The following is a 17,048-nucleotide window of genomic DNA, read 5'->3' as shown; positions in this document are numbered from 1 at the left end:
AATTTTGCAACCTCCTGCAACGGCGTAAATAGTCCGGAAGATGCGCCGAAGAAATAGAAACTGGCCCTCGTCTTTTTTTCTCCTCGCTCCATACTGCCGGCATGAAAACACAACGTGGTTATACGCTGATTGAAACGCTGGTCGCGATGCTGATTCTGGTCATGCTAAGCGCAAGTGGACTCTATGGCTGGCAATACTGGCAGCAGTCGCAACGGCTATGGCAAACCGCCAGCCAGGCGCGGGACTATTTGCTCTATTTACGTGAAGATGCCAACTGGCATAACCGCGACCACAGTATCAGTGTTATCAGGGAGGGGACGTTATGGTGCCTTGTGAGTTCCGCTGCTGGGGCCAATACCTGCCATGGCAGTTCACCATTGGTCTTTGTGCCACGCTGGCCCGAAGTCGAAATGAGCGACCTGACACCTTCGCTTGCTTTCTTTGGCCTACGCAATACCGCATGGGCCGGGCATATTCGCTTCAAAAACTCAACGGGCGAGTGGTGGCTGGTGGTTTCGCCGTGGGGAAGACTCCGGCTTTGTCAGCAAGGAGAAACAGAAGGATGCCTGTAAAAGAGCTAGGTTTTTCTCTGCTGGAAGTGTTGATTGCTATGGCGATCAGTAGCGTATTGTTGCTGGGGGCAGCACGCTTTCTGCCTGCGTTACAGCGTGAAAGTTTAACGAGCACCCGTAAGCTGGCGCTGGAAGATGAAATCTGGCTGCGGGTATTTACCGTTGCGAAGCATCTCCAGAGGGCGGGTTATTGTCATGGCAGCTGTACCGGCGAAGGGCTGGAAATTGTCGGACAGGGTGACTGTGTCATTGTGCAGTGGGATGCGAACAGTAACGGTATCTGGGATCGCGAACCGGTAAAAGAGTCCGACCAGATTGGATTTCGTCTGAAGGAGCATGTGCTGGAAACGCTACGCGGTGCGACATCCTGTGAAGGTAAGGGCTGGGATAAAGTCACTAATCCGGATGCCATCATTATCGACACTTTTCAGGTCGTACGTCAGGATGTCAGCGGCTTCTCGCCGGTGTTGACGGTTAATATGCGTGCTGCCAGTAAGTCTGAACCGCAAACCGTGGTGGATGCCAGCTATAGCGTGACAGGATTCAACCTGTGAACCGCGAAAAGGGTGTTTCGTCACTGGCTCTGGTCCTGATGCTGCTGGTTTTGGGTAGCTTGCTATTACAAGGAATGAGTCAGCAGGATCGCAGTTTTGCCTCTCGCGTGAGCATGGAAAGTCAGTCATTGCGCCGCCAGGCCATTGTTCAGTCGGCGCTGGAGTGGGGAAAAATGCACTCCTGGCAGACGCAGCCCGCAGTTCAGTGCTTACTGTACGCTGCCACCGGTGCCCGGGTTTGTCTGCGTTTATTGGCAGATAATGAGGCCTTATTGATTGCCGGTTATGAAGGCGTTTCGTTGTGGCGAACAGGCGAAGTCATCGATGGAAACATTGTTTTTTCGCCACGCGGCTGGAGCGATTTTTGTCCGCTGAAAGAGAGGGCGTTATGTCAGCTTCCTTGAAGAATCAACAAGGCTTTAGCCTCCCGGAGGTGATGTTGGCAATGGTGCTGATGGTGATGATTGTCACTGCGTTATCGGGTTTCCAGCGAACATTAATGAACAGTCTTGCCAGTAGAAACCAGTACCAACAGCTCTGGCGGCATGGCTGGCAGCAAACGCAACTGCGTGCGATTTCGCCACCTGCCCACTGGCAGGTCAACCGAATGCAGACATCGCAAGCGGGATGTGTCAGCATCAGCGTTACGCTAGTTTCACCCGGGGGCAGAGAAGGCGAGATGACCCGCCTGCATTGCCCGAATCGTCAGTAGTCAGGAGCCGCTATGTTAAGGGTCTACCATTCCAATCGTCTGGACGTGCTGGAAGCGTTGATGGAGTTTATTGTCGAACGCGAACGGCTGGACGATCCTTTCGAACCAGAGATGATTCTGGTGCAAAGTACCGGTATGGCGCAGTGGCTGCAAATGACCCTGTCGCAAAAGTTTGGTATTGCGGCAAATATTGATTTTCCGCTGCCAGCGAGCTTTATATGGGATATGTTCGTCCGGGTGTTACCGGAGATCCCCAAAGAGAGTGCCTTTAACAAACAGAGCATGAGCTGGAAACTGATGACTCTGCTGCCGCAACTGTTGGAGCGCGAAGACTTTACCCTGTTGCGGCATTATCTGACTGACGATAGCGACAAGCGAAAACTGTTCCAGCTTTCTTCAAAAGCGGCGGACCTGTTTGACCAGTATCTGGTCTATCGTCCGGACTGGCTGGCACAGTGGGAAACAGGACATTTGGTTGAAGGGCTGGGAGAAGCACAGGCTTGGCAAGCGCCGTTGTGGAAGGCGTTGGTGGAATATACCCATCAACTCGGGCAACCGCGCTGGCACCGCGCCAATCTCTATCAGCGCTTTATCGAAACGCTGGAGTCCGCGACGACCTGCCCCCCGGGGCTACCTTCGCGCGTCTTTATATGCGGTATTTCCGCGTTACCGCCTGTTTATCTCCAGGCGCTACAGGCGCTGGGTAAACATATTGAAATCCATCTCCTGTTTACCAACCCCTGCCGTTATTACTGGGGCGACATTAAAGATCCTGCTTATCTGGCGAAACTGCTGACTCGTCAGCGTCGACACAGTTTTGAAGATCGCGAATTACCGCTATTTCGCGACAGCGAAAATGCCGGGCAGCTCTTTAACAGCGATGGTGAACAGGATGTCGGCAACCCGCTGCTGGCCTCATGGGGCAAGCTTGGGCGCGACTACATTTATCTCCTTTCTGATCTGGAGGGCAGCCAGGAGCTGGACGCCTTTGTCGATGTCACGCCAGATAACCTGCTGCATAACATTCAGTCTGACATTCTGGAACTTGAAAACTGCGCTGTTGCGGGTGTGAATATCGAAGAGTTTTCCCGTAGCGATAACAAACGCCTGCTTGATCCACTGGATAACAGTATCACCTTCCACGTTTGCCATAGCCCGCAGCGTGAAGTTGAAGTTTTACACGATCGCCTGCTGGCAATGCTGGAGGAAGACCCGACATTGACTCCGCGCGACATCATCGTGATGGTGGCCGACATCGACAGCTACAGTCCGTTTATTCAGGCAGTGTTTGGTAGCGCACCTGCGGATCGTTACCTACCTTACGCCATTTCCGACCGTCGGGCGCGGCAGTCGCATCCTGTACTTGAAGCGTTTATCAGCCTGTTATCGTTGCCAGACAGCCGCTTTGTGTCGGAGGACGTTCTGGCATTACTGGATGTGCCGGTGCTGGCGGCGCGGTTTGACATCACCGAAGAAGGGCTGCGTTATTTACGCCAGTGGGTCAACGAATCCGGCATTCGTTGGGGGATAGATGACGACAACGTTCGCGAGCTGGAACTCCCCGCTACCGGTCAACACACCTGGCGGTTTGGCCTGACGCGCATGTTGCTGGGCTACGCGATGGAGAGTGCGCAGGGCGAGTGGCAATCGGTTCTACCTTATGATGAATCGAGCGGCTTAATTGCAGAACTGGTGGGGCATCTGGCTTCACTGCTAATGCAGCTAAACATCTGGCGTCGCGGGCTGGCGCAGGAGCGTCCGCTGGAAGAGTGGTTGCCGGTTTGTCGCGATATGCTCAACGCCTTCTTCCTGCCGGATGCGGAAACCGAAGCGGCGATGACGCTGATCGAACAACAATGGCAGGCGATTATCGCCGAAGGTTTAGGTGCGCAGTATGGCGACGCGGTGCCGCTGTCACTATTGCGTGATGAACTGGCACAGCGCCTGGATCAGGAACGTATCAGCCAGCGTTTTCTCGCCGGGCCGGTTAACATTTGTACTCTGATGCCAATGCGTTCCATCCCATTCAAAGTGGTTTGCCTGCTGGGAATGAACGACGGCGTTTATCCACGCCAGCTTGCGCCATTGGGCTTTGACCTGATGAGCCAGAAACCGAAGCGTGGCGACCGTAGTCGTCGCGATGACGACCGCTATCTGTTCCTGGAAGCGTTAATTTCCGCGCAGCAAAAACTCTATATCAGCTATATCGGGCGTTCTATTCAGGATAACAGTGAACGTTTCCCGTCGGTACTGGTGCAGGAACTGATCGACTACATCGGGCAAAGCCATTATCTACCGGGCGATGAAGCGCTCAACTGTGATGAAAGCGAGGCAAGGGTAAAAGCGCATCTTACTTGCCTCCATACCCGGATGCCGTTTGATCCGCAAAACTACCAGCCAGGCGAACGACAAAGCTATGCTCGTGAATGGCTACCTGCGGCCAGCCAGGCTGGTAAAGCACATTCTGAATTTGTTCAGCCGCTGCCGTTTACCTTACCGGAAACCGTGCCGCTGGAAACGCTACAACGATTCTGGGCACATCCGGTACGGGCGTTCTTCCAGATGCGTTTGCAGGTGAACTTCCGTACTGAAGACAGCGAAATCCCCGACACCGAGCCATTTATTCTGGAAGGGCTTAGCCGTTATCAAATCAATCAGCAGTTATTGAATGCACTGGTTGAGCAGGATGATGCCGAACGCTTGTTCCGCCGCTTCCGGGCGGCAGGGGATTTACCGTATGGCGCTTTTGGTGAAATTTTCTGGGAAACACAGTGCCAGGAGATGCAGCAGCTTGCCGACAGAGTTATTGCCTGTCGCCAGCCGGGGCAGAGTATGGAAATTGATCTCGCCTGCAACGGTGTGCAGATAACTGGCTGGTTGCCGCAGGTGCAGCCGGATGGCCTGTTGCGCTGGCGTCCCTCTTTATTAAGTGTGGCGCAGGGAATGCAACTTTGGCTGGAACACCTTGTCTACTGTGCCAGCGGTGGTAATGGTGAAAGTCGCCTTTTTCTACGCAAAGACGGCGAGTGGCGTTTTCCGCCGCTTGCAGCCGAACAGGCTTTGCATTACCTCTCACAACTGATTGAGGGGTATCGTGAAGGAATGTCCGCGCCATTGCTGGTGTTACCTGAAAGTGGCGGCGCGTGGCTAAAAACCTGTTATGACGCGCAAAACGATGCCATGCTGGATGACGATTCCACGTTACAAAAAGCCCGTACGAAATTCCTTCAGGCTTACGAAGGCAACATGATGGTGCGTGGCGAAGGTGATGATATCTGGTATCAACGGCTCTGGCGGCAATTAACACCAGAGACAATGGAGGCCATCGTTGAACAGTCGCAACGTTTCCTGTTACCGCTGTTTCGCTTTAATCAGTCATGAGTGCTGTATAAAAATTGCGCAATATATCTGCTTGCTTTATGATGCGCACCAGTCACGGACTGATGGATATATAGACATAGGCTGACTCGTGCAGCACAAGATTAAATTCTGGCAGATGATTTGCGTTAACCTGTTGAATCTGGCCAGAAAATAAAGTTGATTATGAGGTCCGTGAATGCCCCGCAGCACCTGGTTCAAAGCATTATTGTTGTTTGTTGCCCTTTGGGCACCCTTAAGTCAGGCAGAAACGGGATGGCAGCCGATTCAGGAAACCATCCGTAAAAGTGATAAAGATAACCGCCAGTATCAGGCTATACGTCTGGATAACGGTATGGTGGTCTTGCTGGTTTCTGATCCGCAGGCGGTTAAATCGCTCTCGGCGCTGGTAGTGCCCGTTGGGTCGCTGGAAGATCCCGAGGCGTACCAGGGGCTGGCACATTACCTTGAACATATGAGTCTGATGGGGTCGAAAAAGTACCCGCAGGCTGACAGTCTGGCCGAATATCTCAAAATGCACGGCGGCAGTCACAATGCCAGCACGGCACCGTATCGCACGGCTTTCTATCTGGAAGTTGAGAACGACGCCTTGCCCGGTGCGGTAGACCGCCTGGCGGACGCTATTGCAGAACCCTTGCTCGACAAGAAATACGCCGAACGTGAACGTAATGCAGTGAATGCCGAATTAACCATGGCGCGTACGCGTGACGGGATGCGCATGGCACAGGTCAGCGCAGAAACCATTAACCCGGCACACCCCGGTTCAAAGTTTTCTGGTGGTAACCTCGAAACTTTAAGCGACAAACCCGGAAATCCGGTACAGCAGGCGCTGAAAGATTTCCACGAGAAGTACTATTCCGCCAATCTGATGAAGGCGGTTATTTACAGCAATAAACCGCTGCCGGAGTTGGCAAAAATGGCGGCGGACACCTTTGGTCGCGTGCCGAACAAAGAGAGCAAAAAACCGGAAATCACCGTGCCGGTAGTCACCGACGCGCAAAAGGGCATTATCATTCATTACGTCCCGGCGCTGCCGCGTAAAGTTCTGCGCGTTGAGTTTCGCATCGATAACAATTCAGCGAAGTTCCGTAGTAAAACGGATGAATTGATTACCTATCTGATCGGTAATCGCAGCCCAGGTACACTTTCTGACTGGCTGCAAAAGCAGGGATTAGTTGAGGGCATTAGCGCCAATTCCGATCCTATCGTCAACGGCAACAGCGGCGTATTAGCGATCTCTGCGTCTTTAACCGATAAAGGTCTGGCGAATCGCGATCAGGTTGTGGCGGCCATTTTTAGCTACCTCAATCTGTTACGCGAAAAAGGGATTGATAAACAATACTTCGATGAACTGGCGAATGTGCTGGATATCGACTTCCGTTATCCGTCAATCACCCGTGATATGGATTACGTCGAATGGCTGGCAGATACCATGATTCGCGTTCCTGTTGAGCATACGCTGGATGCAGTCAATATTGCCGATCGGTACGACGCTAAAGCAGTAAAAGAACGCCTGGCGATGATGACGCCGCAGAATGCGCGTATCTGGTATATCAGCCCGAAAGAGCCGCACAACAAAACGGCTTACTTTGTCGATGCGCCGTATCAGGTCGATAAAATTAGCGCACAAACTTTCGCTGACTGGCAGAAAAAAGCCGCCGACATTGCGCTCTCTTTGCCAGAGCTTAACCCCTATATTCCTGACGATTTCTCGCTGATTAAGTCAGAGAAGAAATATGACCATCCAGAGCTGATTGTTGATGAGTCGAATCTGCGTGTGGTGTATGCGCCAAGCCGTTATTTTTCCAGCGAACCCAAAGCTGATGTCAGCCTGATTTTGCGTAACCCGAAAGCCATGGACAGCGCCCGCAATCAGGTGATGTTTGCGCTCAATGATTATCTCGCAGGGCTGGCGCTTGATCAGTTAAGCAACCAGGCGTCGGTTGGTGGCATAAGTTTTTCCACCAATGCTAACAACGGCCTTATGGTTAATGCCAATGGTTACACCCAGCGCCTGCCGCAGCTGTTCCAGGCATTGCTCGAGGGGTACTTTAGCTATACCGCTACGGAAGATCAGCTTGAGCAGGCGAAGTCCTGGTATAACCAGATGATGGATTCTGCAGAAAAGGGCAAAGCGTTCGAGCAGGCGATTATGCCCGCCCAGATGCTCTCGCAAGTGCCGTACTTCTCGCGAGATGAACGGCGCAAAATTTTGCCCTCCATTACTTTGAAAGAGGTGCTGGCCTATCGCGACGCCTTAAAATCAGGGGCTCGACCAGAGTTTATGGTTATTGGCAACATGACCGAAGCCCAGGCAACAACGCTGGCACGCGATGTGCAAAAACAGTTGGGCGCTGATGGTTCGGAGTGGTGTCGTAACAAAGATGTCGTGGTCGATAAAAAACAATCCGTCATCTTTGAAAAAGCCGGTAACAGCACCGACTCCGCACTGGCAGCGGTATTTGTACCGACTGGCTACGATGAATACACCAGCTCAGCCTATAGCTCTCTGTTGGGGCAGATCGTACAGCCGTGGTTCTACAATCAGTTGCGTACCGAAGAACAGTTGGGCTATGCCGTGTTTGCGTTTCCAATGAGCGTGGGGCGTCAGTGGGGCATGGGCTTCCTGTTGCAAAGCAATGATAAACAGCCTTCATTCTTGTGGGAGCGTTACAAGGCGTTTTTCCCAACCGCAGAGGCAAAATTGCGGACGATGAAGCCAGAAGAGTTTGCGCAAATCCAGCAGGCGGTAATAACCCAGATGCTGCAGGCACCGCAAACGCTCGGCGAAGAAGCATCGAAGTTAAGTAAAGATTTCGATCGCGGCAATATGCGCTTCGATTCGCGTGATAAAATCGTGGCCCAGATAAAACTGCTGACGCCGCAAAAACTTGCTGATTTCTTCCATCAGGCGGTGGTCGAGCCGCAAGGCATGGCTATTCTGTCGCAGATTTCTGGCAGCCAGAACGGGAAAGCCGAATATGTGCATCCTGAAGGCTGGAAAGTGTGGGAGAACGTCAGCGCGTTGCAGCAAACAATGCCCCTGATGAGTGAAAAGAATGAGTGATGTCGCCGAGACACTAGATCCTTTGCGCTTGCCCTTACAGGGCGAGCGCCTGATTGAAGCCTCTGCCGGCACAGGCAAAACCTTTACGATTGCGGCGCTCTATTTGCGCCTGTTACTTGGACTAGGCGGTTCTGCCGCCTTTCCCCGCCCGCTGACCGTTGAAGAACTGCTGGTGGTCACCTTTACCGAGGCTGCCACGGCAGAATTGCGCGGTCGTATCCGTAGCAATATCCATGAGTTGCGCATCGCCTGTCTGCGTGAAACCACCGACAATCCACTGTACGAACGCCTGCTGGAAGAGATCGACGATAAAGCGCAAGCCGCGCAGTGGTTGTTGTTAGCCGAACGGCAGATGGATGAAGCGGCAGTCTTTACTATTCACGGTTTTTGCCAGCGCATGCTCAACCTGAATGCCTTTGAATCCGGCATGCTGTTTGAGCAGCAGCTGATTGAAGATGAGTCTCTGCTACGCTACCAGGCCTGCGCCGATTTCTGGCGTCGCCACTGCTACCCGCTGCCGCGTGAAATTGCCCAGGTGGTCTTTGAAACCTGGAAAGGGCCGCAGGCGTTGCTGCGCGATATTAATCGTTATCTGCAAGGCGAAGCACCGGTTATCAAAGCACCGCCGCCCGATGATGAAACGCTGGCTTCCCGCCACGCGCAAATTGTGGCGCGTATCGACGCCGTAAAACAGCAGTGGCGCGACGCGGTGGGTGAACTGGATGCGCTGATCGAATCTTCTGGTATTGATCGACGCAAGTTTAACCGTAGCAATCAGGCTAAATGGATCGACAAGATCAGCGCCTGGGCAGAAGAAGAGACCAACAGTTATCAGTTACCGGAGTCGCTGGAAAAATTCTCTCAGCGTTTCTTAGAAGATCGCACGAAAGCCGGGGGGGAAACCCCGCGACATCCACTGTTTGAGGCGATCGATCAACTGCTTGCAGAACCATTGTCGATCCGCGATCTGCTGATAACCCGCGCATTGGCTGAGATCCGCGAAACAGTAGCGCGTGAAAAACGCCGCCGTGGCGAATTGGGTTTTGATGACATGTTAAGTCGGCTCGATTCCGCGCTGCGTAGCGAAAGCGGCGAGGTGTTGGCAGCGGCGATCCGTACGCGATTCCCGGTGGCAATGATCGATGAATTTCAGGATACCGACCCCCAGCAGTACCGAATTTTTCGCCGTATCTGGCACCATCAGCCGGAAACCGCATTGTTGCTGATTGGCGACCCGAAACAGGCCATATATGCATTCCGGGGTGCGGATATCTTCACTTATATGAAGGCGCGTAGCGAAGTTCACGCCCACTACACTTTAGATACCAACTGGCGCTCCGCACCAGGAATGGTGAACAGCGTGAATAAGCTTTTCAGTCAGACTGATGACGCGTTCATGTTTCGCGAAATTCCTTTTATTCCAGTGAAATCAGCCGGGAAAAATCAGGCGTTACGTTTTGTGTTTAAAGGTGAAACGCAGCCTGCGATGAAAATGTGGCTGATGGAAGGCGAAAGCTGCGGCGTTGGCGACTATCAAAGTACCATGGCGCAGGTATGTGCTGCGCAAATCCGCGACTGGCTACAAGCCGGACAGCGGGGCGAAGCGTTGCTGATGAACGGCGACGACGCGCGTCCGGTGCGTGCTTCGGACATCAGTGTGCTGGTGCGCAGCCGCCAGGAGGCCGCCCAGGTGCGCGACGCCTTAACGTTGCTGGAAATCCCTTCCGTTTACCTTTCGAACCGCGACAGTGTTTTTGAAACTCTGGAAGCGCAGGAAATGCTTTGGTTGTTGCAGGCGGTGATGACGCCCGAACGTGAGAACACCCTGCGTAGTGCGCTGGCAACGTCAATGATGGGGCTGAACGCGCTGGATATCGAAACGCTGAACAATGACGAACATGCGTGGGATGCGGTAGTCGAAGAGTTCGATGGTTATCGGCAAATCTGGCGCAAACGTGGCGTTATGCCGATGCTGCGGGCGCTGATGTCGGCGCGTAACATTGCTGAAAACTTGCTGGCAACGGCAGGCGGTGAGCGGCGTCTTACCGATATCTTGCATATCAGCGAACTGCTACAAGAAGCCGGAACGCAGCTGGAAAGTGAACATGCGCTGGTACGCTGGTTATCGCAACATATCCTCGAGCCAGACAGTAATGCCTCCAGCCAACAAATGCGCCTCGAAAGTGATAAACATCTGGTGCAGATTGTCACGATCCATAAATCAAAAGGGCTGGAATATCCGCTGGTCTGGTTGCCATTTATTACCAATTTCCGCGTCCAGGATCAGGCGTTCTATCACGATCGCCACTCGTTTGAGGCTGTTCTGGATCTTAATGCTGCGCCAGAAAGCGTCGACCTCGCGGAGGCCGAACGTCTGGCGGAAGATCTGCGTTTGCTTTACGTGGCGCTGACGCGTTCGGTTTGGCATTGCAGTCTCGGCGTTGCACCGCTGGTGCGCCGTCGTGGCGATAAAAAAGGTGACACCGACGTCCACCAAAGTGCGCTCGGGCGTTTGCTGCAAAAAGGGGAACCGCAAGATGCGGCAGGGCTTCGCACCTGTATTGAAGCGTTATGCGATGATGATATTGCCTGGCAAACGGCACAAACGGGTGATAACCAGCCCTGGCAGGTTAATGATGCTATAACTGCAGAACTGAATGCGAGGACACTACAACGATTGCCCGGCGATAACTGGCGTGTCACCAGCTACTCCGGTTTGCAGCAGCGTGGTCACGGTATCGCTCAGGATCTGATGCCACGGCTGGATGTTGATGCCGCAGGTGTGGTCAGCGTCGTTGAAGAACCGACGTTAACACCGCATCAGTTCCCGCGCGGTGCGTCACCGGGGACATTCTTGCACAGTTTGTTTGAAGACCTCGATTTTACCCAGCCGGTTGACCCGAACTGGGTACAGGAAAAACTGGAACTCGGCGGCTTTGAATCGCAGTGGGAACCGGTGTTGACCGAGTGGATCACGGCTGTCCTCCAGGCACCTCTCAATGAAACGGGTGTTAGCCTGAGTCAGCTTTCCGACCGCGATAAACAGGTGGAGATGGAGTTTTACCTGCCGATTAGTGAACCGCTCATCGCCAGCCAGCTTGATGCACTAATTCGCCAGTTTGATCCGCTATCCGCTGGCTGCCCGCCGCTGGAGTTCATGCAGGTACGCGGCATGTTAAAAGGCTTTATCGACCTGGTATTCCGCCACGAAGGGCGTTATTACCTGCTCGACTATAAATCCAACTGGCTGGGTGAAGACAGTTCGGCTTACACCCAACAGGCTATGGCAGCGGCGATGCAGGCACACCGCTATGATCTGCAATATCAGCTTTATACCCTGGCGCTGCACCGTTATCTGCGCCATCGCATTGCTGATTACGACTATGATCGTCACTTTGGCGGCGTTATCTATCTGTTCCTGCGTGGCGTTGATAAAGAACATCCGCAACAAGGGATTTACACAACCCGACCCAACGCCGGGTTGATTGACCTGATGGATGAGATGTTTGCCGGTATGACCCTGGAGGAGGCGTAATGAAATTGCAAAAGCAATTACTGGAAGCTGTGGAGCACAAACAGCTACGCCCGCTGGATGTGCAATTTGCCCTGACCGTGGCGGGAGATGAACATCCTGCCGTCACCCTCGCGGCAGCCCTGTTAAGCCACGACGCCGGAGAAGGGCATGTCTGTTTACCGCTCTCACGACTGGAAAATAACGAGGCGTCGCATCCGCTGTTGGCGACCTGTGTCAGTGAAATCGGTGAGTTACAAAATTGGGAAGAATGCTTGCTGGCTTCACAAGCGGTCAGCCGGGGAGATGAACCAACGCCGATGATCCTCTGTGGCGATCGTCTTTATTTGAATCGCATGTGGTGTAACGAGCGCACAGTGGCACGCTTTTTCAACGAAGTGAATCATGCCATTGAGGTTGATGAAGCTCTACTGGCGCAAACCCTGGACAAACTTTTTCCAGTAAGCGATGAAATTAACTGGCAAAAAGTTGCGGCGGCAGTGGCGCTGACGCGGCGGATCTCGGTGATTTCCGGCGGCCCTGGCACCGGTAAAACGACCACCGTAGCGAAGTTGCTGGCAGCGTTAATTCAAATGGCCGACGGCGAACGCTGCCGTATCCGTTTGGCTGCACCAACGGGTAAAGCTGCCGCGCGCTTAACCGAATCTCTCGGCAAGGCTTTGCGACAGTTACCGCTGACCGATGAACAAAAGAAACGCATTCCGGAAGATGCCAGTACTTTGCATCGATTGCTGGGTGCACAGCCGGGTAGCCAGCGTTTACGTCATCATGCCGGTAACCCGCTGCATCTTGATGTGCTGGTGGTAGATGAAGCGTCAATGATCGATCTGCCTATGATGTCGAGACTGATCGACGCCTTGCCCGATCATGCGCGAGTGATCTTTCTCGGCGATCGTGATCAACTGGCCTCGGTTGAGGCTGGGGCTGTGCTGGGCGATATTTGTGCTTATGCCAATGCCGGCTTTACCGCCGAGCGTGCCGGGCAGCTAAGCCGCCTGACGGGAACTCACGTTCCGGCAGGAACTGGCACAGAAGCGGCATCTTTGCGCGACAGTCTCTGCCTGCTGCAAAAAAGCTATCGTTTCGGCAGCGATTCTGGCATTGGTCAGTTAGCTGCGGCGATCAACCGTGGTGATAAAACGGCAGTGAAAACCGTTTTTCAGCAGGATTTTTCTGATATCGAAAAACGGCTTTTACAGAGCGGCGAAGATTATATTGCGATGCTTGAGGAAGCTCTTGCGGGTTATGGACGTTATCTGGATCTGCTGCAAGCGCGTGCCGAGCCGGATTTAATCATTCAGGCGTTCAATGAGTACCAACTTTTGTGCGCCCTGCGGGAAGGGCCATTTGGCGTGGCTGGACTGAATGAGCGAATTGAGCAGTTTATGCAACAGAAGCGCAAAATTCATCGTAATCCGCACTCTCGTTGGTACGAAGGCCGACCGGTGATGATTGCCCGTAATGACAGCGCGCTTGGGTTGTTTAATGGCGATATCGGTATCGCTCTGGATCGTGGGCAGGGGACGCGCGTCTGGTTTGCGATGCCGGACGGCAATATTAAGTCTGTGCAACCGAGTCGCTTGCCAGAGCACGAAACTACGTGGGCGATGACGGTACATAAATCGCAGGGATCGGAGTTCGACCATGCGGCGTTGATTTTACCGAGCCAACGCACGCCGGTAGTAACACGAGAGCTGGTTTACACTGCGGTAACCCGCGCGCGTCGACGTTTGTCGCTGTATGCCGATGAGCGTATTTTGAGTGCGGCAATCGCCACGCGCACTGAGCGGCGCAGTGGTCTGGCGGCATTGTTTAGTTCGCGGGAATAAACGTAATTGCCGGATGCGACGCACGGGTGTTACGCATGTCGCATCCGGCGATTTTCATCGCTTACCCCAAATCCGCCATCAACACTTTGGATTTACGCTGGTAGTTGTACAACTGCTTTTTGCTCTCGGGCAGTAAATCAATATCCACTGGGGTAAATCCACGTTCCTGGAACCAGTGAATACTGCGCGTGGTCAGCACAAATAATTTGCTTAAGCCGCTCTGCTTCGCCTGAGCGGCAATGCGTTCCAGCAGAACCTCGCCCCGTGATGAACTGCGGTAATCCGGGTGAACTGCCACACAGGCCATTTCCCCAATCTTCTCTTCCGGGAACGGATAGAGCGCGGCGCAGGCAATAGTCGTGTTATCGCGCTGAATAATGGTGAATTTGTCGATTTCCATCTCCAGCTGCTCGCGAGAACGGCGCACCAGAATACCTTGCTGCTCCAGCGGGCGAATCAACTCCAGAATACCGCCAATATCGTTGATTGTTGCGCGACGAATCTGCTCGGCGCTTTCCATCACAATCTGCGTACCGATACCGTCGCGTGAGAACAACTCTTGCAACAGCGCGCCATCTTCCTGATAACTGATTAAATGACAGCGACGCACGCCGCTGCGGCAGGCTTTCACTGCGCCACGCAAAAAGCGCACCGTACCGGAGTTGTAATCACCTTTCTCTTCCTGGGCTTCTACCCGTGCTTGCGCTTCGTTAGGGAAAAGTTCGGAGACAATATCACCGTCGTCATTAGTGACGCCCTGGGAAGAGCAAAAACCAATCATCTTTTCAGCTTTCAGTTTGATGGCCAGTTGAGTGGCAATCTCTTCCGAGGTCAGATTAAAGCTCTCGCCAGTGACTGAAACAGCGACCGGCCCCATTAGCACTATTGCACCGCTGTCCAGTTGACGATGGATCGCGTCTTCATCAATCCGCCGGATACGCCCGCTATGGCAGTAATCCACGCCGTCATCGACGCCCAGCGGCTGGGCAATAATAAAATTGCCACTAACGACGTTGATATGCGCGCCCTGCAGCGGCGTGTTATTGAGACTCATCGACAGGCGAGCAGTAATATCCAGTTGCAATGTTCCCGCAGCCTGCTTCACCAGTTCCAATGTTTTGGCGTCGGTCACACGTATATTCTTGTGATACAGCGGTTCGTGGTGATGCGCAGCCAGATTTGCGTCGATCTGCGGACGTGCGCCATAGACTACCACCAGACGGATGCCGAGGCTGTGCAACAACCCGATATCATTAACGATACTGGAGAAATTCTCATGCTCAATGGCTTCACCGCCGAGCATGATGACAAACGTTTTTCCCCGGTGGGTATTGATATAGGGAACCGAATGGCGGAATCCCTCGACCAGCTCGGTTTTACGTTCCTTTACCACGGCACACCTCTTTGCATGATTATTCGAAATTAGTGTATTTTTATTCTGTTTTTTCGCAGGGTGCAAGTGTAAATTTTATGCGAGAGCGACTTTTTTATCAGTAATGCCGTGAATATAAAAAGAATGTTTACCGTTTATTAGATGACAGATTATGCGTCTTTCGCTAAAGTTTCCGGTCAAATTAGTCGTTTACTTGTTACACAGCTTAGATTTCTTTTGCTCGGGAGAGGCATGTCAGGATCCAACACTGCAATCAGCCGTCGTCGTTTACTGCAAGGCGCGGGTGCCATGTGGCTATTGAGCGTAAGTCAGGTCAGTCTGGCTGCGGTCAGCCAGGTCGTGGCGGTGCGCGTCTGGCCTGCGTCCAGCTACACCCGCGTGACGGTAGAATCAAATCGTCAGCTGAAATATAAGCAGTTCGCGTTGAGTAACCCGGAACGCGTGGTGGTGGATATCGAAGATGTAAACCTGAACTCGGTACTCAAGGGGATGGCGGCACAAATTCGTGCAGACGACCCGTTCATCAAGTCGGCGCGCGTCGGGCAATTTGACCCGCAAACCGTACGCATGGTTTTTGAATTAAAGCAAAACGTAAAACCGCAGCTGTTTGCCCTTGCGCCGGTCGCCGGGTTTAAAGAGCGTCTGGTGATGGACCTCTATCCGGCCAATGCACAGGATATGCAGGACCCGCTGCTGGCGCTGCTGGAGGATTACAACAAAGGCGACCTCGAAAAGCAGGTGCCGCCAGCGCAAAGTGGTCCACAACCAGGTAAAGCAGGGCGCGATCGTCCGATTGTCATTATGCTTGACCCTGGCCACGGTGGCGAAGACTCCGGTGCGGTGGGGAAATACAAAACGCGCGAAAAAGACGTGGTATTGCAAATAGCTCGCCGTTTGCGCTCTCTGATCGAGAAAGAGGGCAATATGAAGGTGTACATGACGCGCAATGAAGACATCTTCATTCCGTTGCAAGTGCGCGTAGCAAAAGCCCAGAAACAGCGTGCTGACCTGTTTGTCTCTATCCATGCCGACGCCTTTACCAGTCGTCAGCCGAGCGGTTCCTCTGTGTTTGCGCTCTCAACCAAAGGTGCAACCAGTACTGCGGCAAAATATCTGGCACAAACCCAGAACGCCTCGGACTTGATTGGTGGCGTGAGCAAAAGCGGTGACCGCTATGTCGACCACACCATGTTCGATATGGTGCAGTCGCTGACCATTGCCGACAGCCTGAAGTTTGGTAAAGCGGTGCTGAATAAGCTCGGGAAAATCAACAAGCTGCATAAAAATCAAGTTGAACAGGCCGGGTTTGCCGTACTAAAGGCACCAGATATTCCCTCCATTCTGGTCGAAACGGCGTTTATCAGTAACGTTGAGGAAGAACGTAAACTGAAAACGGCGACTTTCCAGCAGGAAGTTGCGGAGTCTATTCTTGCGGGGATTAAAGCGTATTTTGCCGATGGGGCGACGCTGGCGAGAAGGGGATGATAAAAAGGCGCTGAATGGCGCTTTTTTTATGGGAGAACAGAAACAAAAAAACACCCGTTAGGGTGTTCAATAATTGGTTGCGGGGGCCGGATTTGAACCGACGACCTTCGGGTTATGAGCCCGACGAGCTACCAGGCTGCTCCACCCCGCGTCACCGTACTGCTTTATTTCATCAAATTTGATTGGTTGCGGGGGCCGGATTTGAACCGACGACCTTCGGGTTATGAGCCCGACGAGCTACCAGGCTGCTCCACCCCGCGTCACCGTACTGCTTTACTTCATCAAATTTTAATTGGTTGCGGGGGCCGGATTTGAACCGACGACCTTCGGGTTATGAGCCCGACGAGCTACCAGGCTGCTCCACCCCGCGTCCGTGGATGCGCACTATACTCCGCTCGCGTTTTCATGCAACCTTTTTTTTACCCCGATCACGGATTCGGCATGATTTTGAACAAAAACAAATCACTAAAGCCTATTTTTTGTGCAAAATTTGCGTCAGGGAGAGGCTGCTCATTTCATTAAACGC

The 17,048-nt window shown here is 53.1% G+C and carries 10 protein-coding genes and 3 tRNA genes; 9 read left to right on the top strand and 4 right to left on the bottom strand.

The window, feature by feature from the left end; all coding sequences use genetic code 11:
• Positions 1 to 101 precede the first annotated feature (101 nt).
• The 8 genes from ACJHYD_RS20995 to recD all read left to right on the top strand — a co-directional run bounded on the left by ACJHYD_RS20995 (position 102) and on the right by recD (position 13,644).
• Positions 102 to 572, top strand: coding sequence for a prepilin peptidase-dependent protein (locus ACJHYD_RS20995; RefSeq protein WP_000857051.1), 471 nt, complete (start codon positions 102 to 104; stop codon positions 570 to 572).
• The gene (locus ACJHYD_RS20990; RefSeq protein ID WP_001551575.1) at positions 563 to 1,126 is read left to right on the top strand and encodes a prepilin peptidase-dependent protein; all 564 of its coding nucleotides are present in this window, start codon (positions 563 to 565) and stop codon (positions 1,124 to 1,126) included. Before ACJHYD_RS20995 ends, ACJHYD_RS20990 begins: the two co-directional genes overlap by 10 nt.
• Positions 1,123 to 1,530: a DUF2509 family protein gene (locus tag ACJHYD_RS20985; RefSeq protein ID WP_001078399.1), complete on the top strand. Its 408-nt coding sequence runs from the start codon at positions 1,123 to 1,125 to the stop codon at positions 1,528 to 1,530. Before ACJHYD_RS20990 ends, ACJHYD_RS20985 begins: the two co-directional genes overlap by 4 nt.
• Positions 1,515 to 1,838 carry a prepilin-type N-terminal cleavage/methylation domain-containing protein gene (locus ACJHYD_RS20980; protein WP_001551574.1) on the top strand — a complete coding sequence of 108 codons (324 nt, stop codon included), beginning with the start codon at positions 1,515 to 1,517 and terminating at the stop codon, positions 1,836 to 1,838. Before ACJHYD_RS20985 ends, ACJHYD_RS20980 begins: the two co-directional genes overlap by 16 nt.
• Before the next feature lie 12 nt (positions 1,839 to 1,850).
• Positions 1,851 to 5,219, top strand: coding sequence for an exodeoxyribonuclease V subunit gamma (gene recC, locus ACJHYD_RS20975; RefSeq protein WP_001551573.1), 3,369 nt, complete (start codon positions 1,851 to 1,853; stop codon positions 5,217 to 5,219).
• A 175-nt stretch (positions 5,220 to 5,394) separates the two neighbouring features.
• On the top strand, positions 5,395 to 8,283 hold the full coding sequence (ptrA, locus tag ACJHYD_RS20970; protein WP_001138160.1) for a pitrilysin: 2,889 nt from the start codon (positions 5,395 to 5,397) through the stop codon (positions 8,281 to 8,283).
• Complete coding sequence (recB, locus tag ACJHYD_RS20965; protein ID WP_001551572.1) at positions 8,276 to 11,818, top strand: exodeoxyribonuclease V subunit beta; 3,543 nt, start codon at positions 8,276 to 8,278, stop codon at positions 11,816 to 11,818. The genes ptrA and recB overlap by 8 nt, the downstream gene beginning before the upstream one ends.
• Positions 11,818 to 13,644, top strand: coding sequence for an exodeoxyribonuclease V subunit alpha (recD, locus tag ACJHYD_RS20960; protein ID WP_000775943.1), 1,827 nt, complete (start codon positions 11,818 to 11,820; stop codon positions 13,642 to 13,644). The genes recB and recD overlap by 1 nt, the downstream gene beginning before the upstream one ends.
• A gap of 61 nt (positions 13,645 to 13,705) precedes the next feature.
• Here recD and argA read toward each other — a convergent pair whose 3' ends face one another.
• Entirely contained in the window at positions 13,706 to 15,037 is a 1,332-nt protein-coding gene (gene argA, locus ACJHYD_RS20955; RefSeq protein WP_000237947.1) for an amino-acid N-acetyltransferase, read from the bottom strand.
• 231 nt (positions 15,038 to 15,268) lie between these two features.
• Here argA and amiC point away from each other — a divergent pair, with 231 nt between their 5' ends.
• Positions 15,269 to 16,522, top strand: a complete 1,254-nt coding sequence (amiC, locus tag ACJHYD_RS20950; protein ID WP_000016907.1) for an N-acetylmuramoyl-L-alanine amidase AmiC — start codon at positions 15,269 to 15,271, stop codon at positions 16,520 to 16,522.
• Positions 16,523 to 16,596: 74 nt separating this feature from the next.
• On the opposite strand, the gene ACJHYD_RS20945 is transcribed toward amiC, so the two are convergent.
• The 3 genes from ACJHYD_RS20945 to ACJHYD_RS20935 all read right to left on the bottom strand — a co-directional run bounded on the left by ACJHYD_RS20945 (position 16,597) and on the right by ACJHYD_RS20935 (position 16,892).
• A tRNA-Met gene (locus tag ACJHYD_RS20945) sits at positions 16,597 to 16,673 on the bottom strand.
• A 32-nt stretch (positions 16,674 to 16,705) separates the two neighbouring features.
• A tRNA-Met gene (locus ACJHYD_RS20940) sits at positions 16,706 to 16,782 on the bottom strand.
• A gap of 33 nt (positions 16,783 to 16,815) precedes the next feature.
• Positions 16,816 to 16,892 (bottom strand) — tRNA-Met (locus tag ACJHYD_RS20935).
• Positions 16,893 to 17,048: the final 156 nt, after the last annotated feature.

Origin of the sequence: Escherichia sp. WS1368, from assembly GCF_046487485.1 — a bacterium.
In the GTDB taxonomy this organism is placed as follows: Bacteria; Pseudomonadota; Gammaproteobacteria; order Enterobacterales; family Enterobacteriaceae; genus Escherichia; species Escherichia coli.
Note: the sequence above shows the minus strand (reverse complement) of the source record. Positions and strands in the feature narration are given on the sequence as shown.